Below are 23,727 nucleotides of genomic sequence, written 5' to 3'. Positions count from 1 at the left end.
CTCGGGGGTAGGTTGGGGCGGTTGAGCTGGGGTGTCAGGGGAGCGGCATGACGGAGAACGCGCGGATCAAGGCGCTGGAGCAGATCATGCCGGCGACGCACGGCGCCGACGAGGACATCGACTGGCGGGCCGCCGAGGCGGCCTGGGGGACGAGGTTCCCGGCCGACTTCATCGCGTTCATGGGGCGCTTCGGCTCCGGGTCCATCAACGGCGAGGCCGGCATCCTGCTGCCGCTGCCCAAGCCCGGACTCCAGTGGGATCCGGCCGAGATGGCCGAGGAGACCGCCAACGCCCGTCAGGTCTGGAAGACCGAGGGCGGCCGGGCCGTCTTCGACGTGGACCCGGAGTCCATCATCGCGTGGGGGGTCACGGGCGGCTCGGACATCCTGTGCTGGCTGACGACCGATCCCGACCCCGACCGCTGGCCGGTTCTGGTGGTCGGGCGGCACACCGCCGAGTCCTTCGCGGTGTATCCGTACGGCATGGCCGAATTCCTGCTCCGGCTGTGCTCGGACGAGTTCGACGTGAGTCCCGTCAGCATCACCTTCTGGGACGGCGGCCACCTGAGCTTCGTCCACTGGCGCAAGGCCCAGCGTCGTTGGCAGGAGGGCCGCAACCCGGAGACGGGCGAGCCGGACCCCTACGCGGGCGATTTCGCCGACTGACCGTTCCGAGGACCGGCGTCCGGCCGGCCTGACCGCCCGACGCCCCGACAGGCCGTTTCCCGGCCGGAAACGGGCTTTTCGGTATGTCTACGCGCGTGGGAATTGTGGATCACATATCGGAAAACACCATGCGGAATGGCCTCGGTTGGAGCATTGACCACAACCGCCACCCCAATGGAATCAACCGCCCCACCCTCAGGAGAGAATTCCGGCCAACGGGCCACGGAGGGACACCCCGGCCCGGAGTGACTCATAAGTAACAACGGGAATCAAAAGAAAATCAGGGGAACCCACCCGTGCGACGAACAACGTTCACCGCGACGACCGGGGCGGCCGTTCTGGGCCTGCTCATCCCGCTTGCCGGCTGCGGTAGTTCCGGCGAGGACGCCGGTGACGCCGGCACACTGCGGCTCGTCGCCGCCGAATACGGCGACGGTCCCGGCAACAGTTCCAAGGCCTTCTGGGAGAAGGTGACGACCGATTTCACCAAGGCCAACCCCGGCCTCAAGGTCGAGGTCCAGCTCCTTCCGTGGGAGGACATCGACAGCGCGGTCACGCGCATGGTCCGGGACGGCAAGGCCCCGGACATGGCCCTGATGGGCTCCTACTCGGACTTCGCCGCGCAGGGGAAGCTCTATTCCGCGGACGAACTGCTCTCGGTCACCGCCGAGGCGAACTTCCTGCAACCGCTCGCGGAGGCCGGTACGGTCGGCAGCACCCTGTACGGCCTGCCGTTCGTCGCGAGCAGCCGCCTGCTCTTCTACAACAAGGCGCTGTTCGACAAGGCCGGCGTCACGAGCGAACCCAAGACGTGGAACGACCTGAAGACGGCTGCCAAAGCGCTCAAGGACAACGGCGTGAAGTTCCCGTACGCCATGCCGCTCGGCCCGGAAGAGGCGCACGCCGAGGCGCTGATCTGGGAGTTGAGCAACGGAGGCGGCTACTCCGACAACAGCGGCAACTACAGCCTGGCCTCCGACCAGAACATCCAGACCTTCAAGTGGATCAAGGAGTCCCTGGTCGCCCCGGGCCTGACCGGGCCGGTCCCGCCGTCGCAGCTCAACCGCGCCGACGCGTTCGCCGCCTTCCTGCGCGGAGACGTCGGCATGCTCAACGGCTATCCCTCGCTCGCCCACGAGGCGCGCGCCAAGGGCATCTCCGTCCGCGCCGTCTCGATGCCGGTGTCGGACACCCTGGGCTCCGGGGAGACGCCGCCGACGGTCGGTGTCGCCGACTGGATGATGGCGTTCAACCAGAACGGCAAGCGCGAGGAGATCGGAAAGTTCCTGGACTTCGTCTACCAGGACAAGAACCTGACCGACTTCGCCGGGCGTTACCACCTGCTGCCCTCGACGGTGTCGGCCACCCGCACTCCGGCCGGCGGCGGCCTCGACCAGAACGACGTGCAGTTCCTGACCGCCTTGCGCGGCGCCCAGCTCTACCCGGTCAACGACCCGTCCTGGGTGACCGTCAGCGACACCATCAAGCGCAACATCGGTCGCGCCGTGGAACCGTCCGGCGACCCCAAGGCCGTCCTGGAGGGCATCGCCGCGAAGGCGACCGAGGCCGGCCGGACGAGCTGACCGACGAGACGTACGGAAAGCCCCTGGGAATGGGGACTTTCGCCCCCTGCCGCATCCCACCCCGTGCGGCACCATGGCAGTCACGGCACTTGATCCAGCCGGCCCTGCCGCCCGACGAGCACCCACAAGGTGCGCGGGGCGGCCGGCCCCTCCCCCTGCCTTCTCTGTTCCCCTGCCCGGCCCGTCCCGTCCGTCGGGCCTTTTCGGGCCTTCGAGCCCGTCGCGCTACTTCTGTCGGCCGTTGTCCTGCGAGAACGCCGTGCGGTACTGCCCGCAGTCGGAATCCCAGTTCAACGTGCCCGTGAGCGTCCCGTAGCCGGTCCGGGTGACCGACCACTCCACCGTGTAGGTCCCGGTGTCGCAGGCGATCCGCTTCCCGCCGGGGACCTTCGTGCGGCCCGTCGCCGGCTGGTCCGTCAGCTCCTGCCGCACCTCGCCCGCCTTGGCCCGCCTGGCGTCGCGCAGCACGGCGTGCACGACGAGCGGGTGCCTGCCGTCCTTCGTGGTCACCGCCCGCTTGACCAGCTTGGAGTCGGAAACCGCCCACGCGAACTCGTACGAGGGCGACCACGCCAGCGTCTTGGGGTCGGCGACCTTCCGCTCGTACTCCCGGGCACCGTCGGGGCCGGGCTTGGTGACGGTCTTGTACTGGACCGACGGGTGGAAGCGGAACTGTGCCTCCACCTTGTGCATGTCGTCCTTGGTCCACATCGACTTCATCGCCTTCTCCTCGCCGCCCGGGTCCTGGAGGTACGCCGTGGCCGGCGCGGCGGTGGCCGCGGACTGGCCGACGGCGGGGGCGAGGGCGGCCACGGCGGCGGCGAGGGCGAGAGCGGCGGTGCGGGTGCGCTTCATGCCCGACCCAACGGGGCCTTCCGGCGGGCCGGAACGACACCGGGCGCGCGTTCACCCGTACGGGCAGGGGGGGACGGACCCGAGGATGACGGATTCCGCGATTCGCCCGGAATACCAACCGATGAACGCCAGTTGCGGCGGCGGGCCGGCCGGACGCCGAGGTGAGCCCGGCCGGTCGAACCAGGGGGCCGGGCCCGGCCGGGGCACGGGTCAGGCCTGGCCGGTCTCGAAGCGGCCGACGCGGCCGTCGGTGACGTCGAACCGCCAGGCGGTCCGCATCTCGCCCCAGGTGTCGTTGCGGTAGTCGACGACGAGGGCGCGACCGTCCTCGGACTGCGAGGCGACGGCCATGTGGCCGCCCGAGGAGAAGACCTCCTTCTCGGTCCACTCGCCGAGGTCCCGGTCGGATCCGTCGTCCGACATGGTCGCGCCCGGGGCGAGGGCGGCGTCGAACGCCGCCCGGTCGCCCGCGTTCACGGCGGTGACGAAGGCGCGGACGGCTGGGTCGGTGAGGTGCTCGGGTGCGATCACGGGTCGGTCCTCCGGCGGGTCGTGCGCGGGATTCGGTCCGCGCGGGGTTCTCTCGTGCGCGGTGACGGGTACGCGGCTGCGTGCGGGCCCCGCGTACGGCTGCTGCGTACGACTGCGTACAGCCGCGCGTACGGCCGCGTACGGCCGCGTACGGCCGCGTACGGCCGCGTACGGCCGCGTACGGCCAGGGAACACCGGGGGCGGGGCCGGCGGGACGACCCTCACCCGTTCGCCGCCGGACGGCGTGTCAGGGGGCCGTGCGGACCGGGAAGCCGGTGGGGCGGCCCTGCTCGTCGAGCCAGGCCAGGACCCGGTCGAGGGCCTCGACGGTCTGCGCGCGGTTGCCTCCGCCGTCGTGGAAGAGCACGGTCGGACCGTTCTTCAGTTCGCCCTTGACCGTGTTGACGATCGCGGCGACGCCCGGCTTGCTGAAGTCCTTGCTGTCCACGTTCCAACCGAGCGGACGCATGCCGGCCTCGGCGGCGATGCGCCGGCTGTCGGGCGTGAACGCGCCGCCCGGAGCCCGGTAGTACTCCACCTTGGCGCCGCCGCCCGCGGCTTGCTCTATCTGTCGTTGCGCGTCGAGTATCTGCGCCTTCTGGTAGGCGACGGGCTTCTTGTCCATCGCCGTGTCGTGGGACATGGTGTGGTCGCAGAGCCGGTGCCCGGCCGCGACGACCTGCTTGACCAGGTCCGGGTGGGCCGCGGCCCGGGGGCCGACCATGCAGAAGGTCGCCTTCACTTCGTGCTCCGCGAGGACGGCGAGGATCTGCGGCGTCCATCGGGGATCGGGGCCGTCGTCGATGGTGACGTTGACCGTGTCTCCGCCGCCCTCCGAGGCGTGGGCTATCCCCTCGGGCATGCGCTGCCGGGGCACGTTCGGCGACCCGGGCGAGCCCGGCGCGCCGCCGGCGGGGTCGTCCGTGCGACCGGCCGCGTTCTCGTGTCCGATGGGGTGGTCCGGTCCGACGATCGCCGTCGCTCCCCATACCGTCGCGGCGACGGCCACCGCGGCCGCCACGACGGTCAACCGGGACTGTGCGGCCTGCTTGCGCTTGCGTGCCAAGAACCCCATGAGTCTGTCCACTCCCCTTCACCTCGTGGGCGCCTCCGACCGCCGCCGGTGGTGCCCCCTCGTCTTCCAGACGCCGGGTGACGAGGAGGGGTTCCAGTGAATTCCCCCATAAATTCCAAGTAATGGGACATTCGTCCCCGATCGTCCGTATTTTCGGGCCCGTTGAAACCGGGCCGAATCGCCCCAACCTGCTACCCATCACCTCGCGGCTCAACCTCCCCTCCCGTGGACGGGATTCACTCGACCCCGCGTGGGGCGACTCCCGCACCAGGTGTCACGGCGATCGCGGTCACGGCACGCGTGGGCGGGAACGCGGGCATGGGCGGGCGGTCGTGGGCGGGGCCGGCCCGGGTACGGGTGCGGGTGCGGGTGCGGAAAGAGCCCGGCACCGGCGGATTGATGCATCCGCCGGTGCCGGGCTCGTTTGATTCCCACGTTGTCGCATACGTCACACACGTCGCGTACGCCACGCGCGCATCACGTGCCTCGCTCAGTGCGCGACGGACTCCTGGGGAGCCTGGGCGGTCTTGCCCTCGCCGCCCTCGCCGCCCTCGCCGCCGGCGGCCTGGGCGGGACCCGCGCCCCGGAGCGGGACCTCCTTGACGAACCAGGCGGCCACGAAGCCCAGTACGGCGATCACCGCGCCGAGCAGGAACGCGGAGTGCGTGCCGGCCGCGACCGCGTGCTGGTAGGCGTCGCGCATGGCCTCGGGCAGCTTGGCCAGGCTCGCGGCGTCCAGTTGGGCCGAGCCCGCCTTCGCGGCGGCCTCGGGGCCCAGTCGGTCGGTCATGGTGTCGGTCACCTGCGAGGTGAACAGCGAGCCCATCAGGGCGACACCGAAGGAACCGCCGAGGGTCCGGAACAGGGTGGCGGAGGAGGACGCGACGCCCATGTCCTTCATGTCGACGCTGTTCTGCGCGACCAGCATGGTGATCTGCATCAGGAAGCCGAGGCCCGCGCCGAGGACCGCCATGTAGACGCCGGACATCAGGCGGGTGGTGCCGGTGTCCATGGTCGCGAGCAGGAAGAGCCCGACGACCATGAGCGCGCCGCCGACGATCGGGAACATCTTGTACTTGCCGCTGCTGGTGGTGATGCGGCCCGCGATCAGCGAGACGACCATCATCGAGAGCAGCATCGGCAGGAGCAGCAGGCCGGAGTTGGTGGCGGAGGCGCCCTGCACCGACTGCTGGAACAGCGGGAGGTAGAGCACGCCGCCGAACATCGCGAAGCCGACGAGGAACCCGATCACCGACATGAGCGTGAAGTTGCGGCTGCGGAAGATGTGCAGCGGCATGACCGGCTCGGCGGCCTTGGTCTCGACGTAGAGGAACGCGGCGATCGACACGATGCCGACGATGATCAGGCCGATGACCTCACCGGAACCCCAGGCGTACTCGGTGCCACCCCAGGTGGTGACGAGCACGGTGGAGGTGATGGCGATGGTCAACAGGGCCGCGCCGAGGTAGTCGATCTTCCCCTGGGCCTTCTTCTTGGGAAGGTGCAGGACCGCGGTGACCATCGCGAGGGCGACGGCGCCGAGCGGAAGGTTGATGTAGAAGGACCAGCGCCAGCCCATGTGGTCGGTGATGGTGCCGCCGACCAGCGGGCCGCCGATCATGGCGAGGGCCATCACGCCGGCCATCATGCCCTGGTACTTGCCGCGCTCACGGGGCGGGATCAGGTCGCCGATGATCGCCATGACGCCGACCATCAGACCACCGGCGCCGAGGCCCTGGATCGCACGGAACCCGATCAACTGACCCATGTCCTGGGCCATGCCGCTGAGCGCGGAACCGATCAGGAAGATCACGATCGAGGTGAGGAAGGAGCCCTTCCGGCCATACATGTCGCCGATCTTGCCCCAGATGGGGGTGGAGGCGGCCGTGGCCAGGGTGTACGCGGTGACGACCCAGGAGAGGTGCTCCAGGCCACCGAGTTCGCCGACGATCGTCGGCATGGCGGTGCCGATGATCATGTTGTCCAGCATGGCCAGCAGCATCGCGATCATGAGCGCCATCAGTACGACGCGGACGCTGCGCGGCTTCACCTCCTCCGAGGTTTCGGCCTTCTTCGTCATTTCCGCCATCTCGTCCACTCCCCTGACCCCCGGGGCTTACTTGCCGCCCGGCTAGTTCACTACACTGGGGAAGGTAAACCCGTCACTAGCCGGGCGTCAAGTAAGTAATTTTGGGGAGCGCCATGACCAGCAGCAGTCCGCAGCAGCGCCGTGGCAACACGCGTCAGCGCATCCAGGACGTGGCTGTGGAGCTCTTCGCCGAGCAGGGGTACGAGAAGACGTCGCTGCGCGAGATCGCGGAGCGGCTGGACGTCACGAAGGCCGCGCTGTACTACCACTTCAAGACCAAGGAAGACATCATCATCAGCCTCTTCGAGGACGTGACGCGTCCGATCGACGAGCTGATCGCGTGGGCGGAGGAGCAGCCGCGCACGCTGGAGACCAAGCGGGAAGTGCTCCGGCGTTACAGCGAGGCGATGGCGGCCGGGGCCTCCCTGTACCGGTTCATGCAGGAGAACCAGGCGACGATGCGGGAACTGAGCATCGGGGAGACCGTGAAGAAGCGCCTCTTCACCCTGGTCGAACTACTGAGGACGGAAGACGGGCCGCTGACGGACCAGGTGCGCTGCGTGAGCGCCCTGTTCACGCTGCACGCCGGGATGATGTTCCTCCAGCACGTGGAGGGCAACCCGGAGGAGACCCGCCAGGCGGCCCTGGAGGTCGCCACGGACCTCATCACGCAGGCGCACGGGCAGTAGCGGGGGTTACGGGGCGGGTCGCGGGGTTACCGGGCGGGTCGCGGGGCGGGGATTCGGGCAGGACGCCGAGCCGGGGGCCGGGTGGGAGCTCGGGCAGGACGCCGGGCCGGCGTTCGGGTGGGGCTCCGGGCCGGGGGCTGTCAGGTGTCGTGGCGCGGTCGGACCAGTCGGCGATCCTCCTCGGCGATGGGGACGTCGTTGATGCTCGCCTCCCGGCGGCGCATCAGGCCGTCGTCGTCGAACTCCCACTGCTCGTTGCCGTGGCTGCGCCACCACTGGCCGGCGGTGTCGTGCCACTCGTACGTGAAGCGGACGGAGATCCGGTTCCCGGTGTACGCCCAGAGTTCCTTGCGGAGTCGATAGTCCAGCTCGCGCTCCCATTTGTCGGCGAGGAACTCCCGGATCTCGGCGCGGCCGGTCAGGAAGCGGTCGCGATTGCGCCAGACCGAGTCCTGCGTGTACGCCTGCGCGACGCGGTCGGGGTCGCGACTGTTCCACGCGTCCTCGGCGGCTCGCACCTTGGCGCGGGCGCTCTCCTCGGTGAAGGGCGGCAGGGGCGGGCGGGGTACGGCGGCGGTCATGGAATCAGCCCTCTCGACACGGAGAGAACGATCGTTCTCCCTCTGCTCCGCACCATAGAGAACGATCGTTCTCCAGGCAAGCGCCTCTGGACTACGCTGCCCTCATGGACGACGAAGAGGCCCGGACCCGACTGCTCGACGCGGCGGAGACCCTGTTCTACGCCGAGGGGATCCAGGCCGTCGGCATGGACCGCATCCGCGCCGCATCGGGCGTCCCGCTCAAACGGCTGTACCGCGTCTTCCCCGCCAAGGAATCCCTGGTCACCGCCTACCTGGAACGCCGCGACCGACGCTGGACGGCAAGCCTGCGCACGGCGGTGAGCGAAGCGCCGGACCCGATCCTCGGCGTCTTCGACTGGCTCGCGGACTGGTTCCGCGAGCCGGACTTCCGGGGCTGCGCGTTCCTCAACGCCTACGGCGAACTCGGCACCGGACCCGAGGCCGTGGTGGACGTCATCCGCCGCCACAAGGCGGAGCTGCGGAACCTCCTGGCCGACCTCGCCGGCCCCGACCGGGAACCGCTCGCGGACCAACTCCTGCTCCTGGTCGAGGGCGCCACCGTCGTGGCCGCCCTCGACCCCGGCCCCGCGCCGGCCCACCGGGCCCGCGAGGCGGCGGCCGTCCTCATGCGGTGAGGGGCGGTGCCGTCATGCGGTGAGGGGCGGTGCCGTCATGCGGTGAGAGCCGACGGACGAACACCCGCCGCCCGAAGGCCTACTGACCGCTGCCGCGGGGGAACGTGATCTCCACGCGCCGGTTCTTCTTCCGGCCTTCCTCGGTGCCGTTGTCGGCGATCGGGTAGTCCTCGCTGTAACCGCGGACATCGAAGATGACGCCGGGGTTCGTCACGGTCTTGCCCAACTCCGCCTGCACGGCGTCGGCGCGCTGCTTGGACAGCTCCTTGCCGTGCTCATAACTGCCCTGGTCATCGGTGAACCCGAAGACGCGGACGCGGGTCGCCTTCTGCTGGTTGATCTCATTGGCGATGGCCTGTATCCGCGCCGCCGCCTGCGCGTTGAACACCGCGCTGTTCTCGGGGAACAGGACCTCGGACTGCAGCGCCATCATGACGGTCTGATTGGTCTCCTGCCGCCGCTCCTCACCCCCGAGGTCCTCGACGACCTCGGCGATGTCGAGCACCTTGACGGGCGCGAGGGTCCCACCCTGCGGGATCTTGAGCCCGGGGGCGTTCGAGTCGATGGCCACGGGAGCCGAAGCCGAAGGCTCGGTACCGGGCGGCACCGACGGCTTGACGTCGTCGGCGTGGGCACTGGTGGCCCCGATGAAGTGCGCGCCGGCGATGACGAGCCCGACGACGGCGGTGGACGCGGAGACGCGGTGTCGTTTGGTCATGGGGTCACCCGGAGATTTTGACGGTCGCCGTGGCGAAGGTGGGGAGACTGAATTCCATTTCTGCGGTGCTTGCCGGAGGCGCTGGAAACTGGACGAACATGGGCACGACCTGACCCGCACCCACACTGGAGACACCGGTGGTGCAGAGGCACCTGCCATCGGTGTCGCGCAGCACGTAGTACCGCTTCTTGCCAGCCTTGTCGACCAATGTCGCGCCGGCCACGGACTCACCGCTCTGGTTGAGTTCGTTGCCCCGCCACGCCGAGGTCCCTGCGAACGATTGACTTCCGTTGTTCTTGATCTGACCGCTGACCGTGAGGAACCCTCCGGCGTCGCGCTTCGCAGAGTTGATCACGAGGACCATGCCGTTCGCCCCCTCCACCGTGGCGATGACCTCGGTTGGCGCGGATGTCTGGCCCCCGGAGGGCACGGGGGTCTTGGATCCGCCGCCTTGAGACTGTGCGGAAGAGGGCTTCTGCGGCTCCTTGGCCTTGGAGTCGTCGCCGACACCGCATCCCGCGAGTGCGAGCGCCAAGACCGCCGCGACCACTACGACCGCTCCCCCACGGACACCAGTCCTGTGCCGAGTGCTCATGTAGCCGCTTCCCCATCTCTCATTCGCTGTCAGTTAACCAGTCGCACGCTGAAGAGTTTCCTCGCCAGTTGAAGCAGGGAGCCCGGGCTCGAAGGATCCAGCTCCACCGATACGCCGCCCTTGCATGTCAACGCGACAGTGGCGGGCGCCTCGACGCCACCATCACCGGGTGGGGCCGTCGGGCTCGGCGTTGCGATCGGACCCGCCCCGAGAGTGCACCGAGGCTCGATCACGGCCTTCGCCGTGGCTTCGCCGTGCATGGCCTCCGTACCCGGGATGACCGAGTTCCCGACTGTCCCGTCGGTGGTCACCGCGACCGTAAACTCTGGTAGGGCGGCTTCACATTCCGCCGTGGCGGCGTTCAAAGCGGCGAACTCGACGGCCTTCGCGCAGGCGCCCGATCCATCGAGACGATCACCCCTGAGAATCGCCTCCCAGTCAGCCGTCTTGAGGACGAGCAGATCTCGATCCACGAAGACCTTGTCCCTCGCCTCTTGAGCCGCCGCAAGCGCCGCAGCGTCCGCCGCGCCCTGAGCGTCACTGCGAGTGGCTCCCGCCATTCCGACGACGAAGAAGGCGAGCGCAGCAAAGAGCAGACCCACCACCGCCACGACATAAACGGGAAAGGCCTGCCCGCGATCATCCAGCCGTCTGCCCAAGGTCACTTGCCGGCTTTGATGTCCGTGATCGCTTGCTTGATCTTCGTGGTGATCTCGGTCCCGATGCCCGTGCCGATGATCGCTCCGATGATGACCACGACGACCAGGATGATGCCCAGGTACTCGAAGGCCGTCTGGCCTCGGTCCGTGGTCGTGTAGCGCTTGCGCATGCTCGTCATCGCCGTGTCCGTCCAGCCGCGCAGGCGGATCTTCGTCTGCACGGTGGCCTTCAGCAGCGTGTTGTGTGACATGAGGGTTTCCTCCCGGGCCGGTGCCGCTGTCGATTTGCGGACCGTACGGGGAGTTACCGGTGATAACCAAGGGTCCCGGGGCCCAATTACGGACCCACTGCGCAGACTGTCTACCCATGGCCGGCCACCCCTGGACGGGCGGTTCCCAGCCAGCGGGCTATGGCTTCGCTGCGGGTGGTGGTCTGGAGCTTCGCGAAGATGCGGTTGATGTGGTTCTTGACCGTCTTCTCGCTGATGAAGCAGGTGGCCGCGATCTGTTGGTTGTTCATCCCGGATGCGATCAGATCCATGACCTCCTCCTCACGTGAACTCAGCCCGAACGCGATGTGGTTGGGAAGGCGCTGAGAAGACTGTGCCACAATCCGTTGCGGTTGCGAAGAGGCCCGGAGCTCCGCGAGGACCGCGGTTGCCGCCGTCGGGGTGAAGTGGGCGCGGCCGGCGTGGGTGTCGCGGACCGCCGTGAGCAGGAGGTCCGGGGTGAATTCGCCGTGGACCAGGTAGCCGCCGGCGCCCAGCAGGAGGGCTTCGCGGACCATTTCAGACTCCTGGCTGTACGTCAGCATCAGTACGGGTGCCAGGCGCGCCAGGTGGGGCAGCGCCGAGATGCCGTCGACTCCCGGCATCCGGACGTCGAGGAGGATCACGTCGGGGGTGTGGGTCCGGGTGAGCTGAAGGGCCTCGCGGCCGTCCGCGGCCTGGGCGACGACCTCGATGTCGGGGGCGGTCGCGAGGAGGGCCGAGAGGCCGGCGCGGACGACGGGGTTGTCGTCGGCGATCAGGACGCGCAAGGGCGGCATCACGGGCTCCCGAGGGGGATGTCGAGGCGGACCTGGGTGCCGGGGCCGGTGGCCGGGGGGCCGATGGCGAGGTGGGCGCCGATGGCCGCGGCGCGTTCCGTCATGCCGAGCAGCCCGAAGTGGCCCGTGGCGCGGAGGTGGGCCGGGTCGGGGCCGCCGGGCGGCAGGCCCGGGCCGTCGTCGGTGATGGTGAGGCGGAGGCCGGCGGGTGAGGCCGCGGCGGTGATGTCGACGCGGGAGGCGGACGCGTGCCGGCGGGCGTTCTCCAGGGCTTCCGCGGCCACCGCGACCAGGTCGCGAGTGACCTCGGGGGGTACGGGTGGGACGGTTCCGGTGGTGTGCAGGGCGGCGCCGGGGTGGTGGGCGGCGAGGGATAGCAGTTGCGCGAGGAGGGGGGTGGCGGGGGCGGGTCGGGTGGTCGGGGTGGCTTCGTCGCTTCGGAGGTCGGTCAGGAGGTGCCGGGACTCGGCCGCGGCGCGGCGGGCGGCCTCGGCCACCGCCCGTGCCTGGGCGTGGACCGCGGCCGGGTCGGCGGTGCGGGACAGGGCGTCCGCCGCCAGGGCCAGGCCGTGCAGGGTCTTGGCGACGGAGTCGTGCATCTCGCGTGCCAGTCGGTCGCGTTCGGCGCGGGCGGCCTGGGTCGCGGCGCGGCGGGCGGCGGCCTCGGCGCAGGTCCGGCTCGCCTCGTCGAAGCGGGTGAGGAGGTCCCGCAGGCAGGCCCCCGCCGCCCCCGCGAGCAGGCAGAGGGCGGGCAGGGCGAGGGCGGACAGCAGGGGCCCGCCCCCCGACACGCCCTCGGCTCCCGACACGCCCGCGTCCCCGACCCCCGACATGCCCGTGCCCCCCGCTCCGGTCACCGCCTCGACCACCGTCACGACCGCGACCACCGCCGCCTGCGCGACCGCGTACCCGGCCGCCGCGCGGCGGTCGTGGAGGAGTCCGGCGAGCAGCGGGGTGCAGAGGCAGACGAGGCCGAGCGGGAGCGCGGGGCCGGCGATGACGAGCAGCGGGGTGATGAGCGCCATGTCCAGGGCGAGCAGCGCCCGGTGGCGCGGGAGGAGCGGTCCGAGGCGCTCCCCCGCGCGGAACACGGCGTAGGACAGCGTGAAGGTGACCAGGAGGGCGCCCGCGGTCAGGTACGTCGGTCCGCCGGGCGCCGACCGTTGCAGTGCCGTCGGGGCGCCCAGGGCGATCAGGGCGAGCCGGAGCACGAGGACGTGCCGGGCCGAGGCCCGCAGCGCGTTCACCCGCGGCACGCCCGACGGGTCCGGCACGCCCGACGGGTCCGGCGGAAGGCCCCTGCCCGGAGGAAGGCCCCGGTTCAGGGGAAGGGCCCGCTTCAGGGCAAGGCCCCGGTACAAGGGAAGGGGCATGGCTCAGCCGCCTCCGAACATCGCGCCGAAGTCGATGTTCGCCCCGTACACGAATCCGCAGACGAGCAGGATCAGTGTGCCGGGCAGCATGAACATGGTGACGGAGAAGGTGGCCTTCGGGACGGCGCGGGCGGCTCGGCGGCGGGCGTTCTGGGCGTCCGTGCGGCGCATGTCCTCGGCGATCGCGATCAGGGTCTCGACGATCGGGGAGCCGAGTTCCTCGCCCTGTTGGAGGGCGGTCACGAACTGGGCGACCTGTTCGGAGTCGTTGCGCCGGCGCAGTTCGTCGAAGGCCTGGCGGCGGCTGACGCCCATGTCCATCTGTTGGAGGGTGATGCGGATCTCGTCGGACCACGGGCCTTCGTACTTGCCCGCCACCCGTTCCAGCGCCTGCCGGAAGCCCAGCCCGGCGCTCACCACGACGGCGAGGACGTCCAGGAAGTCGGGCAGGGTGCGTTCGATGTGATCGCGCCGCACGCGGATCGCGGACCACAGGCCGACCTCGATCCAGAACAGGCCGAACGCGACCATCAGCAGGGCCGGTACGAACTGGCCGTTGATCAGCAGGGAGAAGGCGCCGAGCCCGCCCAGGAGGGCGTACACGGCCCGGCGGGCCGCGTAGCGGTCGATGGTCAGGCCGGCCGGGTTGCCGGCCATGTCGATCTGGCGGCGCTTGCGGGCGACGCGGTCCCGGCCCATCAGGCGCAGGACGAGCGGGGCCCAGCGGATGCCGAGGCGGTCGACGAGCGAGCCGACGGCGGTGGTGCGGGTGGCGCCGACCTCCAAGGCCAGGGCGAGGTCGCTGGGGAGTTTGACGTCGGCGCGGTAGAGGCGCAGCCCGTACAGGGCGCCGAAGACGGACAGGCCGAGGGCCAGGGCGAGAAGGAGTGCGGTCATCGGTCGGGGCCCCTCACACGTCGATCTTCGACAGGCGCCGGATGAGGACGAAGCCGAGGGCGAAGAGGCCCAGCGCGACGAGGACGGCCGTCTGCCCGATGAACGCTCCCGTCATCCGGTCCAGCGCGCCCGGCATCATCATGTCCACCAGCAGCAGGGAGCCCAGTCCGATGGCCGGAACCAGGTACGCGGTCACGGTCACCTGCGACAGCTGGGTGCGGATCTCCCGTCGCGTCTCCTTGCGCTGTTCCAGGGTCACCGTCAGGTTGCGCAGGCTGCCCACGATGGCGCCGCCGGCGCGGGCCGACAGGACCAGGGTGGAGACGAGGACGACCAGTTCCCGCGAGGGCAGGCGTTCGGTGAGTTCGCCCAGGGACTCCTCGATGGAGTGCCCGATGGCGAGCCGGTCGGCGACCCGGGCGAGTTCCTCTCCGGCCGGGGCCTCCAGTTCCTCGGCGGCGATGCCGATGGCGGTACGCAGGGCCAGGCCGGCCTGGGTGGCGTTGGCGAGGATGCGGGCCAGTTCGGGGAGCTGGTTGATGAACCGCTCCGTGCGGCGCGCCCGCTGCCAGTTGAGGAAGGCGTTGGCGGACCAGAGCGCGATGAGTCCGGCCACCGGTCCGAAGAACGGGGCGAGGAAGGACGCGAAGACCAGCCAGACCCCGGCCACGGACAGCAGCATGTAGACGAAGAACTCGCCGGGGGTGAGGTCCAGGCCGGTGGTCGCCAGCTTGATCTCGATGCGCCGGCCCAGCCGGGTGCGGCGCAGCCGACGGTCGATCTCCCGGAAGCGGCGTCTGCGCCCCTGGGGCTCGGGGGCGCCGCTCGCGGAGAGGCGTTCGATCAGGGCGGCGCGCTGGGCGCGGCCGGCGGAGTAGGCGTGGACGCCCCAGACCACGAGGAGGCCGGCCAGGAGGGTGGCGCCGAGGGTGAGGGAGACGGTTGTGTTCACAGGAGGGTCCGAGTGGTCCGTGCGGTCCGGGTGGCCGGCTGGTCGTCCGACAGGGCGACGCCGAAGGCCTGCGGAATCGGCTGGTTGTTCATGTAGAGGCGGTCCGCGATCCGGCGTGGCAGCGGGTAGTACTCGAAGTGGCCGTGGACGCGGCCGTCCGGGCCCATCGGCTGGGCCGCGAACCGGCACACGGTGGTGATGCGGAACGGTTCGCGGCCGTGCGAGTCGAGGATGGAGATCTCCGTGATGCGGCGCGAGCCGTCGCCGAAGCGGGTCAGTTGGACGACGACGTTGACGGCGCTGTTGATCTGGTCCTGGAGCGCCTCGAAGGGGATCTCCACCTCCGACATGGACGCCAGGGTCTGGAGGCGCATCAGGGCGTCCTCGGAGCTGTTGGCGTGCACGGTGGCGAGGGAGCCGTCGTGGCCGGTGGACATGGCCTGGAGCATGTCGAGGGTCTCGCCGCCGCGGACCTCGCCGACGATGATGCGGTCGGGGCGCATGCGCAGGGAGTTGCGTACGAGGTCACGGATGGTGATCCGGCCGCTGCCCTCGACGTTCGGGGGGCGGGATTCGAGGCGGATCACGTGGGCCTGTTGGAGTTGGAGTTCGGCCGAGTCCTCGATGGTGATGATGCGTTCGCCCTCCGGGATCAGGCCGGAGAGGGCGTTGAGGAGGGTGGTCTTGCCGGTGCCGGTGGCGCCGGAGACGATCACGTTCATCTTCGCCTGGACGAGGCCCGACAGCAGCATGAGCATCTGTTCGTCCAGCGAACCCAGGCTGATCATCTCGTGCAGGGTGAACGCGCGGGGGAAGCGGCGGATGGTGAGGGTGGCGCCGGTGAGGGACAGCGGCGGGATGATGACGTTGACGCGCTCGCCGCTGGGGAGGCGGGCGTCGACCATCGGATTGGCCTCGTCCACGCGGCGGTTGACGGTGGAGACGATGCGCTCGATGGTCTGCATCAGCTGTTCGTGCGAGGCGAAGCGCAGGGGCAGCTGCTCCACCCGGCCGGCGCGTTCGACGAAGATCTGGTCGGGTCCGTTGACCATGATCTCGGAGATCGAGGGGTCTTCGAGGAGCGGTTCGAGGACGCCGAGACCGAGGGCTTCGTCGACGACGCGGCGGATCAGTTGGGCGCGTTCGACGGTGGAGAGGACGGGGCCCTCGCGGCTGATGATGTGGCCGAGTACGCGTTCCAGGCGGGCCCGGCGCTCGGTGGGCGCGAGCGCGGACATCTCGGCGAGGTCGATCTCCTCCAGCAGCTTGGCGCGGTACGAGGAGACCAGCCGGCCGTCGTCGCCGTGGCTGTGGCGGTCGTCGGGGGTGTTGACCCGGGAACGCAGGCTCATGGTCCGGTCACCTTCGGGTCGTCGTTGGGCATGGTGGCGGTGGCGGTGGCGGGATCGATGTCGAGGCCGGGCACGATGGAGTTGATCGTGATGGTCGCGGTCGCGGTGACGGCGTCGGACGTCGTGGACACGGCCACCTCGGCGCCCAGGCTCGCCTTCACCGCCGACTTGCCCGCGGCCGATCCGGCGCCCGGGTTGCGTGCCTCGACGCGGGCGGCGGTGCGGGCGGCGGTCTCCGCCTGCTGGTGGACGTAGGCGACCCAGCCCAGCTGGATGCCGCACAGTGCGACGAAGAGCAGGATCGGGATGAACCCGATGTACTCCAGGGCCACTTGCCCCCGGTCACGGCCAGGGATGCGGCCACGGATGCGGTCGCGGTCACGGTCGCGGTCACGGTCGCGGTCGCGGTCGCGGTCGCGGTGCGGGTCACGGTGCGGATCAGGGTGCCGGTTCACGTCAGTCCTCCTTCTCCAGCGCGGAGCCGCCCTCGCCCGTGATGGGGACGCCGATGTCGAGGCCGGGGAAGAACACGGGGACGTTGAGGCTGACGGTGGCCTTGTAGATGTCACCGGACTTCCCGCATTTCGCGGTCATGTTCCAGGCGCCCCCGATGTACTTGCCGGCCGCCGTTCGGCACGGACCGTCGCCGTGCACCGCCCCGACCCGGGCCGCCTCGTCCGCCGCGTTGCCGGCCAGCGAGAACGCGTACCCGATCAGCACGCACTCCCACACCGCCGCCACGAGCAGCAGGATCAGCGGGACCATCCCCACGAACTCGACGGCGACCTGGCCCCGGTCCCGGCGGGCCTCCCGCACCCGTCCCCGGGCCCGTCCCCGCACCGCTCCGCACACCCGTCCCCGTCCCCGTCTCCGCGCGGGCATCCGTCAGCCCTCCCGGCCGCGGCGCAGCCGGGCCATGGGCCCGGACGGCCGGACGGCCAGTTCGGCGGAGCGCGGCGGCGGGACGGCGCCGTCGGCCGATGCGGCGGTGGAGGGGGCGGTGAGCAGGCCGAGTTCGCCGGCCAGGGTCCACAGGGCCTGTTTCACGGTGGAGCGGTTGTCGAGGTCCTGGACCCGGCCCGCGTCGACGACCGCCTGGAGTTCCTTGAAGGCGGCCGGGACGGGGGTACGGGTGGCACGGGTCTTGGTGATCTTCTCGATGAGGGCGGGTTGGATCTCGGTGTGCTTGCTCCAGCGGTTGACGACCATGGTGGTGTCCTCGGCCTTGCGGACCTGGAGGCGTTCCCACATGCGGACCAGCCGCTTCGCCGCGCGGACGGAGACCACGTCCGGGGTGGTGACGAGCACGGCGATGTCGGCCATTTCCACCGCTGCCGCGTTGGCGCCGGTCACCTGGGTGCCGCAGTCGATGACGACGAGTTCGTAGCGGCCGCGCAGGGCGGTCACGACGTGTCGGGCGGCGCGTTCGTCGACCTCCTCGCCGCGTTCCCCGTCGGCGGGGGCCAGCAGCAGCGCGAGTCCGGTCCGGTCGTCGTACACCGCGTCCTGGAGGACCCGGGGCGAGATGTCCTGGATCCCGGCGAGGTCGGCGATGGAGCGGCGGAACTGCACGTCGAGGTACGAGCCCACGTCGCCGCCCTGAAGGTCCATGTCCACCAGGGCGGTACGTCGTCCGGAGGCGGCTGCGGCGAGGGCGAATTGGACGGCCGTGAAGGTGGTCCCGACCCCGCCCTTGGCGCCGGCGACGGTGACCACCCGGCCGCCGGGTCCGGCGGGCAGGTCCGGGCTGCGGCCCAGGTGGCGGCGTACGCCGACGGCCCACTGGGCGGCGGCCTGGACGCGCGCGGCGAGTTCCTCGTAGGCGAGGGGGAGCACGATCAGGCCGCGGGCGCCGGAGTCCATGGCGGCGGCGAAGAACCCGGGTGCGGCGTCGGAGGACACCAGGACCACGCCCACGGCGGGGAAGCGGAGGGCGACTTCGCGGATGAGTTCCAGCGCGGGCAGCGGTCCGATCCGCTCGTGGACCAGGACCACCTCGGGCAGGTCGTCGAGGGATTCGGCGGCCAGCCGGGCGAGGGTGTCGAGCAGCGCGGTGGAATCGGGGACCGGGGCGGCCGGCTCGGCGTCCGGGAGCTGGCTGAGGAGGGTGGAGATGGCGCGGGCGGCGTCCGGGTCGCCGGACGCGGGGAGGATTCGGGTGGTCATCCGGGCCTCACTTGTCCCCGTCGAGGGTGTACGTGCGGTCGCTCGGGCTGGGCGCCGAATCGGTGCCGGGGGCCACCAGGGCCAGCCGGACGTGCTCCGCGAAGGATTCGGCGTACGCGACGCGCTGGGTGTCCTTGGTGTTCAGGGCGAAGGTGATCGGGACGGCCTCGGCGGGGCCCTTGCGGTCGCTGTCCTTGTCGAGGGCGGTGAGCTTGCCGACGCCCAGGACGCGGGCATTGGCGACGATGATCACGGAGCGCGAGGGGTCGGTCTCCTTGGCGCCCTTGAAGGTGGCGATGATGTTGACCTTGGCGCCGGAGGTGATCTTGCCGGCCACGCCGGTGGCGGCGTCGATCATGATGGCGATCTCCTGCTCACCGGGCTGGAGCTGCGGTTTGTCGACGTACATGTCCGTCTGGAGCAGCGAGCCCTTCTTGAGCGTGGTGAGCGCGATCTTGTTCCTGAGTCCGTCGAGGTCGGTGACGGCCGTTTCGGACAGCCACCGTTGGGGGACCGTGACCTGCTCGAACTGGCCCGCCGTGAGCGGGCTGTACGGCGCGATGTCGCCCTTCACGCGGTAGGCGACGACCTCGGCCCCGACCTTGGAGTTGACGTCGCCGATCACCACGAGCACCCCGGCGAACGCCGCGAGGGCGCACAGGATCGACAGGAGGAGCAGGATGACGCCGCGGCGCTGGCGTGAGTTCATGGGCCGTACTACCTCGCCGTTCTTCGTTCGTTCGGGCCGGTGGTCAGGGTCTGGATCGGGATGTCGCGGCCGCGGGCGGTGGGGCCGTCAGCGGGGCGGAGCAGAAGCCGCAGCGGTCGCCGATGAGTTCGAAGCCACACCATCGGCATTGCTCCCGCCGCACGGAGGCGACCAGTTGATAGAGGACGGACACGTCCGGGATGGCGGCGGCGAACTCGACGAGCTTCGACGTGGCCCACCAGACGGGCGAGTCGGCGGGCAGCGGGTTCTCCATGACGCCCTGCACCTGCCACGCGGGGGCGAGTTCGGCGGTCACCCAGTCGGAGGCGAGTTGGCCGCGGGCGAAGGTGAGGTGGGTCGCGAAGCCGGGGCCGGCGGGGAGCCCCGCGGCGGCGCCGCCCGCGCTGTGGGCGCCCGAGGAGCCGGAGGTGCCCAGCCTGGCGAGGTGCGGGGTGGGGTGGGCGAGTACGGCGAACTGGGCGCTCGGTGACCAGGACCTGGCGTGCGCCTTGAGGCCGACCGGTACCCGGTCCAGTTTGGCGACGCTGCCGAGCAGGGCGCCCGCGTAGATGTAGTGCGGCAGCAGGCGGGCCGCGGAGGCCAGGATCCCGGGGCTGAAGTCGCAGACGCTGAGCTGGCGGAGCTGACGCACCAGCAGGGCCGTTCCCAGGGGCGGCAGATCGATGTCGAGGAGCGCGATCCGGTCGGTTTCCAGAATGGCCCGTACGGTGTGCAGCCGGCGGATGGTGGCGAGCGGCAGCCAGGGCGGTACGACGACCACGAGGTGGCCGTGTCGCTCCAGGAGGGCGGCGGTCTCGGCGAGGGCCCCGTCGAGGTCGACCTGGTCGGGCGGGCGCAGGACGGCGGCGGTCGGGGTGTGGCGGTCGGGGGCCGGCAGCACCAGATCGGCACTGGTGACAGCAATGGCGGTCGGCACGCGAATCCCCCCGTTCACCCTGTACGCCACGGGCGTTCCCACCCCCGTCACGCAGTCCCCACGTACGCGCACGCACTGCGCGACCGCAAACGATCCGCGCAGCTCCCCCTTGCCTCAGCACCATATCCGCGTCCTCCCTGACAGGGCAGGGCCTTGCGGATTCCCGTGCCCGGGGGCAGAGGGCGCAGGTGGCGAGAAATCCGGACATCGGGGATCGGCGCACGGGGGGCGGAGCGGTCGTTTCAAGCCACATCGCCAAGACCCTTGACAGGGGGATTGGTCTGGACCAACTTGGCTCCGGGGTACCCCACTTGCCCCTGCCATGCCTTTCACATCCCCTTCTCCCCCCACCGGAGCCTTCGTGAACCGCATACGCTCCCTCGCCCTGTTGGGCGCCGCCACCCTCGCCGCCGGAGGCCTGACCGCCCTCACCGCCGGTACGGCGCAAGCCGCCGACGTCAACGTCGCCCGGAACGGAGGCTTCGAGTCCGGGCTGGCCAACTGGTCCTGCACCGGCGGCAGCGGCGCCGTCGTGTCCTCCCCCGTCTTCGCCGGGGCGGGCGCCCTGAAGGCCACCCCGGCGGGCTCGGACAACGCCCGGTGCAGCCAGACCGTCACGGTCAAGCCGAATTCCACGTACACGTTGAGCACGCAGGTGCAGGGCTCGTACGTGTACCTCGGCGCGACCGGGACCGGCACCCAGGACGTGTCCACCTGGACCCCCGGCACGGGCGGCGGCTGGCAGAAGCTGTCGACCACCTTCTCCACCGGCGCCAACACCACCCAGGTGACCGTCTACACGCACGGCTGGTACGGCCAGCCGGGCTTCGTCGTCGACGAGTTCAGCGTCTTCGGCCCGGACGGGGGCGGTGGCACCGACCCCGGCCCGAGCGTCCCGGGCGCCCCCGCCGGAGCCGCCGTTTCCGGCCAGAGCGCGAACGCCCTCACCCTTTCGTGGAACGCGGTGGCCGGCGCCACCGGCTACCACGTCCACCAGGACGGCGTCCGCGTCCAGACGGTGTCCTCGACCTCCGCGCAGATCTCGGGCCTGGCCGCCTCGACCTCGTACTCCTTCCAGGTGAGCGCGTACAACGCGGCCGGCGAGGGGCCCCGGTCCGCCGCGGTGACGGGCACCACCACGGGCGGCGGAGGCAACCCGAACCCGGGCGTCCCCAAGCACGCCCTGACCGGCTACTGGCAGAACTTCAACAACGGGGCGACCGTCCAGAAGCTCTCGGACGTCTCGGCGCAGTACGACATCATCGCCGTCTCCTTCGCCGACGCCACGACCACGCCCGGCGGCATCTCCTTCAACCTCGACTCGGCGGGCCTCGGCGGCTACACCGTGCCCCAGTTCAAGGCGGACATCGCCGCGAAGAAGGCGGCCGGCAAGTCCGTCATCCTGTCCATCGGCGGCGAGAAGGGCACCATCTCGGTCAACGACTCCGCCTCGGCGAACAACCTCGCCAACTCGGCCTGGGCGCTGATGCAGGAGTACGGCTTCAGCGGGATCGACATCGACCTGGAAAACGGCCTCAACCCGACCTACATGACGCAGGCGCTGCGCGCGCTGTCGGCGAAGGCGGGCCCCTCGCTCGTCCTCACCATGGCCCCGCAGACGATCGACATGCAGTCCACGCAGGGCGGCTATTTCAAGACGGCGCTGAACGTCAAGGACATCCTGACCGTCGTCAACATGCAGTACTACAACAGCGGCGCGATGAACGGCTGTGACGGCAAGGTCTACTCCCAGGGCTCGGTGGACTTCCTGACCGCGCTGGCCTGCATCCAGCTCGAAGGCGGCCTCGACCCCTCCCAGGTGGGCATCGGCGTGCCGGCGTCCCCGAGCGGCGCGGGCAGCGGCTACGTCTCCCCGACCATCGTGAACAACGCCCTGGACTGCCTGGCCCGGGGCACGAACTGCGGTGCGTTCAAGCCGGCGAAGACCTACCCGGGGCTGCGCGGCGCGATGACCTGGTCGACCAACTGGGACGCCAAGGCGGGTGGCTCCTGGTCGAACGCGGTGGGTCCGAAGGTCCACGGCCTGCCGTAGGCGGTAGGGGTGGGGGTGGCCGTGGATACCGGTCACATTGGCCGGTTCGAATTCTTGACCCGGACATGCCATGAGAGCACGCTGTGCGCGTCCGCACGGCACCCCCACCTCCCACCCAGGAGAACGCATGCGGCTCCACACCCGCCGGAGGGCCGCCGTCACGGCGGCCCTGCTGGCGCTCGCCCTCGGCGCACCCGCCTACGGCCTGAGCGCGACGGCATCCACCCCACCCACCCCCTCGACCGCCACCCAGGACGAGGCGATCGTCCAGTACGAGATCCAGGGGCCGGCCACGGCCGTCGAGCGCACCGCCCTGCTCCGCACGGGCGCCTCCATCGACGAGGTGGACGCCCGCTCGGTGGTCGTCAGCGCCGACCCGATGCAGGCCAAGAGCCTGCGCGCCCTCGGCTACAAGCTCACCGCGCTGCCGGGTCCGCCCGACCGCTCCGAGCGCGGCGTCGCGGCGAGCCCGATGGACTTCCCGTCCGCCGACTCGAAGTACCACAACTACGCCGAGGCGAACGCGGAGATCGACCAGCGCATCGCCCAGTACCCCGGGATCATGAGCAAGAAGGTCATCGGGAAGTCGTACCAGGGCCGGGACCTGATCGCGATCAAGATCAGTGACAACGTCGCGACCGACGAGGCCGAACCCGAGGTGCTCTTCACCCACCACCAGCACGCCCGTGAGCACCTCACGGTCGAGATGGCCCTGTACCTGCTCAAGGAGTTCGGCTCCAAGTACGGCACCGACTCCCGCGTCACCAACGCCGTCAACGGCCGCGAGATCTGGATCATCCCCGACCTCAACCCGGACGGCGGCGAGTACGACATCGCCACCGGTTCCTACCGCTCCTGGCGCAAGAACCGGCAGCCGAACTCCGGCTCCTCGTACGTGGGCACCGACCTGAACCGCAACTGGGACTACAAGTGGGGCTGCTGCGGCGGTTCCAGCGGCAGCAAGAGCTCCGAGACCTACCGGGGGGCCGCCGCGTCCTCCGCGCCCGAGGTCAAGGTGGTGTCCGACTTCGTCCGCAGCCGGATCGTGGGCGGCAAGCAGCAGATCAAGGCCGCCATCGACTTCCACACCTACAGCGAGCTGGTGCTGTGGCCGTTCGGGTGGACGTACAACGACACCGCGCCCGGTCTGAGCGCCGACGACCTGGCGGCGTACAAGAAGATCGGCACGAGCATGGCCAACAGCAACGGCTACACGCCGGAGCAGTCGAGCGACCTGTACATCACCGACGGGACGATCGACGACTGGCTGTGGGGCAACCAGCGCATCTTCTCCTACACCTTCGAGATGTACCCGTCCGAGTCCGGGGGCGGGGGCGGCTTCTACCCGCCCGACGAGGTGATCGACCGGGAGACGGCGCGCAACAAGGACGCCGTGCTGCAACTCCTGGAGAACGCGGACTGCATGTACCGCTCGATCGGCAAGGAAGCGCAGTACTGCACGCAGTGACGTGACCGCCGGTCCACCCCGACGGGGGCGCCCCACCGCCAGGGGGGCGCCCCTCCCGCGCGTCGGCCCCGAGGCCGCGGGCCGTGCGCCTCGGCCC

General features: G+C 70.4%; 25 protein-coding genes. 6 read left to right on the top strand and 19 right to left on the bottom strand.

Features of this window, described 5'->3' with window-relative positions; all coding sequences use genetic code 11:
- Nucleotides 1–47: 47 nt before the first annotated feature.
- Both OTB19_RS19590 and OTB19_RS19585 read left to right on the top strand, forming a co-directional pair.
- The gene (locus OTB19_RS19590) at nt 48–665 is read left to right on the top strand and encodes an SMI1/KNR4 family protein (RefSeq protein ID WP_267799591.1); all 618 of its coding nucleotides are present in this window, start codon (nt 48–50) and stop codon (nt 663–665) included.
- Nucleotides 666–961: 296 nt separating this feature from the next.
- Complete coding sequence (locus OTB19_RS19585) at nt 962–2,248, top strand: extracellular solute-binding protein (protein ID WP_267799589.1); 1,287 nt, start codon at nt 962–964, stop codon at nt 2,246–2,248.
- A 225-nt stretch (nt 2,249–2,473) separates the two neighbouring features.
- Here OTB19_RS19585 and OTB19_RS19580 read toward each other — a convergent pair whose 3' ends face one another.
- From OTB19_RS19580 to OTB19_RS19565, 4 genes are all read right to left on the bottom strand, one after another.
- Complete coding sequence (locus OTB19_RS19580) at nt 2,474–3,103, bottom strand: hypothetical protein (protein ID WP_267799587.1); 630 nt, start codon at nt 3,101–3,103, stop codon at nt 2,474–2,476.
- Between the two features lie 210 nt (nt 3,104–3,313).
- Nucleotides 3,314–3,634 (bottom strand): nuclear transport factor 2 family protein, encoded by a 321-nt coding sequence (locus tag OTB19_RS19575; protein WP_267799586.1) that lies wholly within the window; start codon nt 3,632–3,634, stop codon nt 3,314–3,316.
- A 247-nt stretch (nt 3,635–3,881) separates the two neighbouring features.
- Nucleotides 3,882–4,709 carry a polysaccharide deacetylase family protein gene (locus OTB19_RS19570; protein ID WP_267799585.1) on the bottom strand — a complete coding sequence of 276 codons (828 nt, stop codon included), beginning with the start codon at nt 4,707–4,709 and terminating at the stop codon, nt 3,882–3,884.
- Between the two features lie 490 nt (nt 4,710–5,199).
- Entirely contained in the window at nt 5,200–6,798 is a 1,599-nt protein-coding gene (locus OTB19_RS19565) for an MDR family MFS transporter (protein ID WP_267799584.1), read from the bottom strand.
- Between the two features lie 113 nt (nt 6,799–6,911).
- Between OTB19_RS19565 and OTB19_RS19560 the strand changes: the two genes are divergently transcribed.
- Nucleotides 6,912–7,487 carry a TetR/AcrR family transcriptional regulator gene (locus OTB19_RS19560; protein ID WP_267799583.1) on the top strand — a complete coding sequence of 192 codons (576 nt, stop codon included), beginning with the start codon at nt 6,912–6,914 and terminating at the stop codon, nt 7,485–7,487.
- A gap of 140 nt (nt 7,488–7,627) precedes the next feature.
- Here OTB19_RS19560 and OTB19_RS19555 read toward each other — a convergent pair whose 3' ends face one another.
- Nucleotides 7,628–8,068, bottom strand: coding sequence for a nuclear transport factor 2 family protein (locus OTB19_RS19555; RefSeq protein ID WP_267799582.1), 441 nt, complete (start codon nt 8,066–8,068; stop codon nt 7,628–7,630).
- Nucleotides 8,069–8,172: 104 nt separating this feature from the next.
- Here OTB19_RS19555 and OTB19_RS19550 point away from each other — a divergent pair, with 104 nt between their 5' ends.
- Nucleotides 8,173–8,703 (top strand): TetR/AcrR family transcriptional regulator, encoded by a 531-nt coding sequence (locus OTB19_RS19550; protein ID WP_267799581.1) that lies wholly within the window; start codon nt 8,173–8,175, stop codon nt 8,701–8,703.
- A gap of 79 nt (nt 8,704–8,782) precedes the next feature.
- Here OTB19_RS19550 and OTB19_RS19545 read toward each other — a convergent pair whose 3' ends face one another.
- The 14 genes from OTB19_RS19545 to OTB19_RS19480 all read right to left on the bottom strand — a co-directional run bounded on the left by OTB19_RS19545 (nt 8,783) and on the right by OTB19_RS19480 (nt 20,109).
- Nucleotides 8,783–9,421, bottom strand: coding sequence for an OmpA family protein (locus OTB19_RS19545; RefSeq protein ID WP_267799580.1), 639 nt, complete (start codon nt 9,419–9,421; stop codon nt 8,783–8,785).
- A 4-nt stretch (nt 9,422–9,425) separates the two neighbouring features.
- Nucleotides 9,426–9,971, bottom strand: coding sequence for a hypothetical protein (locus OTB19_RS19540; protein ID WP_420716865.1), 546 nt, complete (start codon nt 9,969–9,971; stop codon nt 9,426–9,428).
- A gap of 74 nt (nt 9,972–10,045) precedes the next feature.
- Nucleotides 10,046–10,681 (bottom strand): pilus assembly protein TadG-related protein, encoded by a 636-nt coding sequence (locus tag OTB19_RS19535; RefSeq protein ID WP_267799576.1) that lies wholly within the window; start codon nt 10,679–10,681, stop codon nt 10,046–10,048.
- Entirely contained in the window at nt 10,678–10,926 is a 249-nt protein-coding gene (locus OTB19_RS19530; protein ID WP_267799574.1) for a hypothetical protein, read from the bottom strand. The genes OTB19_RS19535 and OTB19_RS19530 overlap by 4 nt, the downstream gene beginning before the upstream one ends.
- Before the next feature lie 110 nt (nt 10,927–11,036).
- On the bottom strand, nt 11,037–11,723 hold the full coding sequence (locus OTB19_RS19525) for a response regulator (RefSeq protein WP_267799572.1): 687 nt from the start codon (nt 11,721–11,723) through the stop codon (nt 11,037–11,039).
- A complete protein-coding gene (locus OTB19_RS19520) occupies nt 11,723–12,997 on the bottom strand; it encodes a sensor histidine kinase (RefSeq protein WP_267799571.1) in 1,275 nt (424 codons plus the stop codon). Before OTB19_RS19520 ends, OTB19_RS19525 begins: the two co-directional genes overlap by 1 nt.
- 102 nt (nt 12,998–13,099) lie before the next feature.
- Complete coding sequence (locus OTB19_RS19515; protein ID WP_267799569.1) at nt 13,100–13,993, bottom strand: DUF5936 domain-containing protein; 894 nt, start codon at nt 13,991–13,993, stop codon at nt 13,100–13,102.
- Between the two features lie 13 nt (nt 13,994–14,006).
- Nucleotides 14,007–14,945: a type II secretion system F family protein gene (locus OTB19_RS19510; protein WP_267799568.1), complete on the bottom strand. Its 939-nt coding sequence runs from the start codon at nt 14,943–14,945 to the stop codon at nt 14,007–14,009.
- Nucleotides 14,942–16,297 carry a CpaF family protein gene (locus OTB19_RS19505; protein WP_267799567.1) on the bottom strand — a complete coding sequence of 452 codons (1,356 nt, stop codon included), beginning with the start codon at nt 16,295–16,297 and terminating at the stop codon, nt 14,942–14,944. Before OTB19_RS19505 ends, OTB19_RS19510 begins: the two co-directional genes overlap by 4 nt.
- Complete coding sequence (locus OTB19_RS19500; RefSeq protein WP_267799566.1) at nt 16,294–16,752, bottom strand: TadE/TadG family type IV pilus assembly protein; 459 nt, start codon at nt 16,750–16,752, stop codon at nt 16,294–16,296. Before OTB19_RS19500 ends, OTB19_RS19505 begins: the two co-directional genes overlap by 4 nt.
- Nucleotide 16,753: 1 nt before the next feature.
- Complete coding sequence (locus OTB19_RS19495; protein WP_267799565.1) at nt 16,754–17,113, bottom strand: TadE/TadG family type IV pilus assembly protein; 360 nt, start codon at nt 17,111–17,113, stop codon at nt 16,754–16,756.
- A gap of 69 nt (nt 17,114–17,182) precedes the next feature.
- Nucleotides 17,183–18,463, bottom strand: a complete 1,281-nt coding sequence (locus OTB19_RS19490) for an AAA family ATPase (protein WP_267799564.1) — start codon at nt 18,461–18,463, stop codon at nt 17,183–17,185.
- A gap of 7 nt (nt 18,464–18,470) precedes the next feature.
- Nucleotides 18,471–19,172: a Flp pilus assembly protein CpaB gene (cpaB, locus tag OTB19_RS19485; RefSeq protein WP_267799563.1), complete on the bottom strand. Its 702-nt coding sequence runs from the start codon at nt 19,170–19,172 to the stop codon at nt 18,471–18,473.
- Nucleotides 19,173–19,215: 43 nt separating this feature from the next.
- The gene (locus OTB19_RS19480; protein ID WP_267799562.1) at nt 19,216–20,109 is read right to left on the bottom strand and encodes a hypothetical protein; all 894 of its coding nucleotides are present in this window, start codon (nt 20,107–20,109) and stop codon (nt 19,216–19,218) included.
- Between the two features lie 322 nt (nt 20,110–20,431).
- On the opposite strand from OTB19_RS19480, the gene OTB19_RS19475 reads away from it, so the two are divergent.
- Both OTB19_RS19475 and OTB19_RS19470 read left to right on the top strand, forming a co-directional pair.
- Nucleotides 20,432–22,162, top strand: coding sequence for a chitinase (locus OTB19_RS19475; protein WP_329442798.1), 1,731 nt, complete (start codon nt 20,432–20,434; stop codon nt 22,160–22,162).
- A 127-nt stretch (nt 22,163–22,289) separates the two neighbouring features.
- Nucleotides 22,290–23,630, top strand: coding sequence for a M14 family metallopeptidase (locus OTB19_RS19470; RefSeq protein ID WP_267799560.1), 1,341 nt, complete (start codon nt 22,290–22,292; stop codon nt 23,628–23,630).
- The last annotated feature ends 97 nt before the right edge of the window (nt 23,631–23,727 follow it).

Origin of the sequence: Streptomyces sp. H27-H5 (genome assembly GCF_026627505.1) — a bacterium.
In the GTDB taxonomy this organism is placed as follows: domain Bacteria; phylum Actinomycetota; class Actinomycetes; order Streptomycetales; family Streptomycetaceae; genus Streptomyces.
This window is presented reverse-complemented; position numbering and strand designations above follow the sequence as displayed.